Source organism: Streptomyces sp. ATLC9 (assembly GCF_057196705.1).
The window spans coordinates 1-6,249 of sequence record NZ_JBXUOY010000285.1 but is presented as its reverse complement, the minus strand read 5'-3'; the positions used below and the strand labels follow the sequence as shown (position 1 = coordinate 6,249).

The following is a 6,249-nucleotide window of genomic DNA, read 5'->3' as shown; positions in this document are numbered from 1 at the left end:
GGGCGCCGCCCCCCCCACGCGCGGCCCGCCCCCCCCCCCCGCCCCCCCCCCCGCCGACGACAGGTGGCCGACGGCGCGTCAGGCTCCCAGAACGGCCTTCACCGTCGCGATCGAGGGATTGGGCAGGGCCGAGCCGTCGGGGAAGAGCACGGTCGGGACCAGCTGGTTGCCGTTGTTGACCTTCTCGACGAAGGCCGCGGCCTCCGGGTCGTGCTCGATGTTGACCTCGGTGTACGCGATTCCCTCGCGGTCCATCTGGCCCTTGAGCCGACGGCAGTAGCCGCACCAGGTGGTGCTGTACATCGTGACCGTTCCCGCCATGGGTTCTCGTGCTCCTCGTCTCGGCATGTCGGCGTACTGTCGTCAGTGGAACGTTCAACCGGCCGGGCACATTCCCGGTGTCCCGGCCGGGCGCCCGGGCCGGTCACCGCGGGGCGTTCCTGCTACGAGTTCCCGCCGCCTGTGGACGGCGGTTACCGGCCCCACGGCCGACCTGGCAGCATGGCGGGGTGACAGCAGCAACTCCCTCCTCCCTCTTCCCGCACGTCCCCGATTCGCCCGACGCGGTGCTCGAAGGGCTCGATCCCGAGCAGCGTGAGGTGGCGACGGCGCTGCACGGCCCGGTGTGCGTGCTGGCGGGGGCCGGTACGGGCAAGACACGTGCGATCACGCACCGGATCGCGTACGGGGTGCAGGCGGGGGTGCTCCCGCCCGCGAGCGTGCTGGCCGTCACCTTCACCAACCGCGCGGCGGGCGAGATGCGCGGGCGACTGCGCCAGCTCGGGGCCGGCGGTGTGCAGGCCCGCACCTTCCACTCCGCGGCCCTGCGCCAGCTGCAGTTCTTCTGGCCGAAGGCGATCGGCGGCGAGCTGCCGCGTCTGCTGGAGCGCAAGGTCCAGCTCGTCGCCGAGGCCGCCGCACGCTGCCGCATCCGGCTCGACCGCAACGAACTGCGCGATGTGACGGGCGAGATCGAGTGGGCCAAGGTGACCCAGAGCGTTCCGGAGGACTATCCGGCCGCGGTGGCGAAGTCCTCGCGCGAGGCCCCGCGCGACCCGGTCGAGATCGGCCGGATCTACGGGCTCTACGAGCAGCTCAAGCGCGAGCGCTCGGTCATCGACTTCGAGGACGTGCTGCTGCTCATGGTCGGCATCCTCCAGGAGCGGCCGGACATCGCCGACACCGTGCGGCGGCAGTACCAGCACTTCGTGGTGGACGAGTACCAGGACGTCAGCCCCCTGCAGCAGCGGCTGCTGGAACTGTGGCTGGGAGGGCGGGAGAGCGTCTGCGTCGTCGGTGACGCCAGCCAGACGATCTACTCCTTCACCGGGGCCACCCCCGACCACCTGCTCGACTTCCGCACCCGGCATCCCGGGGCCACGGTGGTGAAGCTGGTGCGCGACTACCGCTCCACGCCGCAGGTGGTGCACCTGGCCAACGGGCTGCTGGCCCAGGCCCGGGGCCGGGCCGCGGAGCACCGGCTGGAGCTGGTCTCCCAGCGCGAGGCCGGGCCCGAGCCCGTCTACACCGAGTACCCGGACGAACCCGCCGAGGCCGAGGGCGTCGCCCGCCGCATCAGGGAGCTGCTGGACGCCGGAGTCCCCGCGAGCGAGGTCGCGGTGCTCTACCGCGTCAACGCCCAGTCCGAGATCTACGAACAGGCCCTGGCGGACGCGGGGGTGCCCTACCAGCTGCGCGGTGCCGAGCGGTTCTTCGAGCGGCCCGAGGTGCGCGAGGCCGGTGTCGCCCTGCGCGGCGCGGCGCGCGCCGGGGACAACGAGCCGCTGCTGGCCGACGCCGTGGACCTCCCCTCCCAGGTGCGGGCGGTGCTCGGGGGCGCCGGCTGGACGCCGCGGCCCCCGGCCGGATCGGGCGCGGTGCGCGACCGCTGGGAGTCCCTGGCGGCCCTGGTACGGCTGGCCGAGGATTTCGCGCGCGCCCGTCCGCAGGCGACGCTCGCCGATCTCGTGGCCGAGCTGGACGAGCGGGCGAACGCCCAGCACGCCCCCACCGTCGAGGGCGTCACCCTCGCCTCGCTGCACTCCGCCAAGGGCCTGGAGTGGGACGCCGTCTTCCTGGTCGGGCTGACGGACGGGACGCTGCCGATCAGCTACGCGAGGACCGACGAGCAGGTGGAGGAGGAGCGCCGGCTGCTCTACGTGGGCGTCACCCGGGCCAGGCGCCACCTCTCCCTTTCCTGGGCGCTGTCACGCTCGCCGGGCGGCCGGGGCGGACGCCGGCCGAGCCGTTTTCTGGCGGGGCTGCGTCCCGGTTCCTCCTCGGGCGGCGGCCGCGCGGGCGGCGCCGGCGGGGTGGAGCGCGGCGGCGGACGGTCGCGCGGGCGGCGCGGTCCGGTGCGGTGCCGGGTGTGCGGGCGCACCCTCACCGACGCGGGCGAGATCAAGCTGATGCGCTGCGAGGGCTGCCCCTCCGACCTCGACGAGGAGCTGTACGAGCGGCTGCGGGAGTGGCGCTCGGCGCAGGCACGGCAGCTCGGACAGCCCGCCTACTGCGTCTTCACCGACAAGACCCTCATGGCGATCGCCGAGGCCCTGCCCGACAGCGAGGCGGAGCTGGCGCGGATCCCCGGTGTGGGCGGGCGCAAACTCCAGAGGTTCGGCGCCGATGTGCTGGCACTCTGCGCGGGCGAGGAGATCGGGGCGGACTCCGGGGAACCGTCCGGCGAACAAACGGACGAAGGGGTTCCGGAATCTGTCACAGAGGATGTTACGAACCCGCCCGGAAAATAGTTTGCGCGGGCCGTGCAAACCCTCATAGCCTTCCGGACGTGGATGAGGAGGGGCCCACCGGCTCCACCGGATCCATGCTGTACTGAACCCCGAACATCCGGATCGACACACCCAGTCGGTCCCCCAAGCGCCGAGAGGAGGCGAGCCCCGATGACCAGCACGATCACCATGATCACGGCGGAACAGGCCGGTCGCGAGGTCCTCGCCTCCAGCCTGCTCGGCTCCCGTCTGTCCGGCGTCCGTGTCCTCGGCGTCGCGACCGCGTGCCCGGCCTCCCTCTCGGCTCTGCCGATTCGTGAGCGGGCCGGCGAGCGACCGACCCAGGCACCCGCGGCAGTGGCAGCGGCACAGGCTGATGCCCATGCCTTTACCGGCGCGGCCAACGGTGCCGACAACGGACAGAAGCAGGCCAAGCACCACACGATGTGGGCCTTCCGTGGGCTCGAACCCTGGAGAGATCCAGCCTGATCGGCACGATCAGGTCGGCACCTTCCAGGGCCGCGGAACCCACACCGGGATCCGCGGCTCTTCTGTTTTCCCCAAACGGCCCGGCCACCAGCCGGGCCGAAGAGACGACACAGACGAGGAATCCACCGCCGTGCACATCCAGACGCACGCCCCGTCCGTACAGCCCGACCCGATCCGAACGTCCGATTCCACGGAGGACTCCTTGACCCCGCTCACCACGCTCACCGAGCTCGACGACGCCATCGAGCGTCTCGGTGTGGTCGTGCCCTGCCGCAGCTACGACCCGGAGGTCTTCTTCGCCGAATCGCCGGCCGACGTGGAGTACGCCAAGTCGCTCTGCCGTACCTGCCCGCTGCGCGAGGCCTGCCTCGCCGGTGCGAAGGACCGCCGCGAGCCCTGGGGAGTCTGGGGCGGTGAGCTGTTCGTCCAGGGGGTGGTCGTCCCCCGCAAGCGGCCGCGCGGCCGTCCCCGCAAGAACCCGGTCACGGCATGAACACCGCCGGCACGATCGATCACCCCGCGACGCACGGTCCCGCGTCGCGTTCCTTCCCGAAGCCGGAATCCGCGATGACGCTCAACACCGACAACCACGCAAGCACACAGCCCGACACCACCGCCTCGTCCCAGAACAGGACCCGTGACATGCAACTCATCCCAGAAGCCATGGCCCGTGCTCATATGAGTGAACGTATGAGAGAGGCCGAGTTGGAACGGCCCGGCCACAGGGTGATCACCGCCCGCCGACTGCAGCGCCGTGCCGAACGGGCCTCCATGCGGGCCCGCCGCGCGCTGGCCCTGGCCGTCATGCAGTGACGGCCCACCGGTTCCGGCCGCTGCCGGAGCCGGTGAACCGTTCCCGTCCGCCGGCCCCGCCGAGCGGACCGGGGCGTGGACCGGGGCCGGGCGGACAGCCGGAAGCAGAGCACGGCGGCGCGGAACGATGACACGCACGGATCCACACGGCGGGAGCCGGGGCGCGTCGGCGCCCTGGCTCCCGTGCCCTTCCGGACGGTCCGTGGAGACCTCCGCCCGCCGGAGGCCGTCAGGCGGAGGTCTCCGCCACTTCCTCGTCCCCGGTACCGTCGGGGTACCCCTCCTCGCCCTCGGGCGGGAAACCGGGCACCCACGCCTCCATCTCCTCGTGCATGCGCACCTGCGCGCCGAGCTGGCACAGCACACCGATCGTGCTGAGCGTCACCCGGTGGATCAGCAGATAGGAGGGCGGCAGGTTGAGCTGCTTGCCCAGCTGATAGGCGGGGGAGCGCGGATCGGCGACCCGCGCGGCCTGCTCCCGCATCCAGTCCCGGGAGAAGACGAACTCCTCCACCTGCGCCGGTTCGATGATCGGCAGGAGGTACTCCAGCACCGCATCCGGGTCCAGTTCGACGGAGGGCTTGATGAACCCCTCGTCGCACAGCAGCTCGTGGACCGCCTCCGCATCGCCGTCGAGCGCCATCCGCAGCGCGACGCCGATCGTCGGCGGCAGCCCCTCCGGCAGCCGGTCGACCGTGCCGAAGTCCATCACTCCCAGCCGCCACCGCTCGGGTGGCCCGTCGGGAGCGTCGCCGGTGAGCAGCCGGAAGTTCCCCGGGTGCGGATCGGCGTGCAGCAGACCGGTGCGGGCCGTTCCGGAGAAGAGGAAACGCGCCAGCAGCTGCCCGGCCCGGTCCCGCTCCTCGCGGCTGCCGTCCCTGATCACGTCGGCCAGCGGCACACCCTCAAGCCACTCGGTGACCAGTACCTGGTCGCACTGGTACACCACGTCCGGGACCCGCACGTCCGGATCGCCGGCGAACTCCTCCGCGTACGCCCGCTGCGCCCGCGCCTCCAGTTCGTAGTCCAGCTCCTCGCTGAGCCGGTCACGCATCTCCGAGACCAGCGGCTTGATGTCCACGCCCGGGATGAGCGGTCCCAGCAGCCGGACGAAGCGCCCCAGCTGGTTCAGATCCGACAGCAGCGCCTCGCCGGCGCCGGGATACTGCACCTTCACGGCCACCGGGCGGCCGTCGTGCCAGATCCCGCGGTGCACCTGCCCGATCGAGGCCGCGGCCGAGGGCTTGTCCTCGAACTCCTCGAACAGCTCGCGCCAGTCCTCGCCCATGCGCTCGGCCAGCGCGGCGTGCACCGAGGCCACCGGCATCGGCGGTGCCGCCTCCTGGAGCTTGGTCAGCGCCGCGCGGTAGGGGCCGGCCACATCCTCCGGGAGTGCCGACTCGAAGACCGACAGCGCCTGGCCGAACTTCATGGCACCCCCCTTCAGCTCCCCGAGGACCTTGAAGAGCTGCTCGGCGGTGCGCTGCTGCAGTTCCTGTCCGACCAGATCGGCGGAGTATCCGCCGATCCGCTTGCCCAGCCCCCAGGTCGCGCGACCCGCCATCCCCAGCGGCAGCGCGGCCAGCTTGGCGGTACGAGTGACGGCCTTACGCGGAAGATCCGACATGTGCCCCTCCAACTTCCCGACAGCACGACCGGGCGGCAGCGCCGAGGACAGCGGTCATGTGGCCATTGTGGACCGCCGGGCCCCGTCCGCCGAGAGCGGGCGTCCGCCGGGACCGGAAGCCGCACCGCACGGACACTCCGGACGAGGCGGCACCGGTTCGCACTCGGCGCGCAGCCGCGGCAGCACCCAGTGCTGCCGCGAGTCCGTGACACAGCTCTCGTCCCCGTCCAGGAAGCTCAGCGCACAGGAGGCGGTGGCCCCCGCCACCACGGTCGCCAGCGCCACATCACAGGCCGGCACCGCCGACCGCCGTGCCGACCTCCACTGTGCCACCACCAGCGGCCAGGTGGGTTCCCGCTCCGCGCATCCGAGCATCAGGCACTCCGCGCAGGCCGACACACCCGGCAGTACCAGCGGCCCCACGAAGCCGGTGGCCTCGACGACACCGGCGTACAGATGCGGCTGCCCGGCCCGGACCAGCTCCTCGGCCGAGGCGGGGTCCGGCGCGTAGGCGGACAGGCCGTCGCGCGGGACGACCACCACCAGAGCGAGCCCCGGGGCGCGGTCTCCCCGCCCAGGGCGGGGAGACCG

The 6,249-nt window shown here is 72.3% G+C and carries 6 protein-coding genes and 1 pseudogene; 4 read left to right on the top strand and 3 right to left on the bottom strand.

All coding sequences use genetic code 11. The features are described 5' to 3' along the window. Positions 1–78: 78 nt before the first annotated feature. Positions 79–321, bottom strand: coding sequence for a mycoredoxin (locus tag AC2CJA_RS22590; protein ID WP_093661309.1), 243 nt, complete (start codon positions 319–321; stop codon positions 79–81). Positions 322–509: 188 nt separating this feature from the next. On the opposite strand from AC2CJA_RS22590, the gene AC2CJA_RS22585 reads away from it, so the two are divergent. From AC2CJA_RS22585 to AC2CJA_RS22570, 4 genes are all read left to right on the top strand, one after another. After that, positions 510–2,750, top strand: a complete 2,241-nt coding sequence (locus AC2CJA_RS22585; protein ID WP_484604513.1) for an ATP-dependent DNA helicase UvrD2 — start codon at positions 510–512, stop codon at positions 2,748–2,750. Between the two features lie 150 nt (positions 2,751–2,900). Next, entirely contained in the window at positions 2,901–3,218 is a 318-nt protein-coding gene (locus tag AC2CJA_RS22580; protein ID WP_484604512.1) for a hypothetical protein, read from the top strand. A 130-nt stretch (positions 3,219–3,348) separates the two neighbouring features. Next, complete coding sequence (locus AC2CJA_RS22575; protein WP_484604511.1) at positions 3,349–3,711, top strand: WhiB family transcriptional regulator; 363 nt, start codon at positions 3,349–3,351, stop codon at positions 3,709–3,711. After that, positions 3,708–4,031: a hypothetical protein gene (locus AC2CJA_RS22570; RefSeq protein ID WP_484604510.1), complete on the top strand. Its 324-nt coding sequence runs from the start codon at positions 3,708–3,710 to the stop codon at positions 4,029–4,031. The genes AC2CJA_RS22575 and AC2CJA_RS22570 overlap by 4 nt, the downstream gene beginning before the upstream one ends. Before the next feature lie 229 nt (positions 4,032–4,260). On the opposite strand, the gene AC2CJA_RS22565 is transcribed toward AC2CJA_RS22570, so the two are convergent. Continuing rightward, positions 4,261–5,658 carry an ABC1 kinase family protein gene (locus tag AC2CJA_RS22565; protein ID WP_484604509.1) on the bottom strand — a complete coding sequence of 466 codons (1,398 nt, stop codon included), beginning with the start codon at positions 5,656–5,658 and terminating at the stop codon, positions 4,261–4,263. A 54-nt stretch (positions 5,659–5,712) separates the two neighbouring features. Next, positions 5,713–6,249 (bottom strand): annotated as a pseudogene (locus AC2CJA_RS22560) (ThiF family adenylyltransferase); the annotation flags it as partial.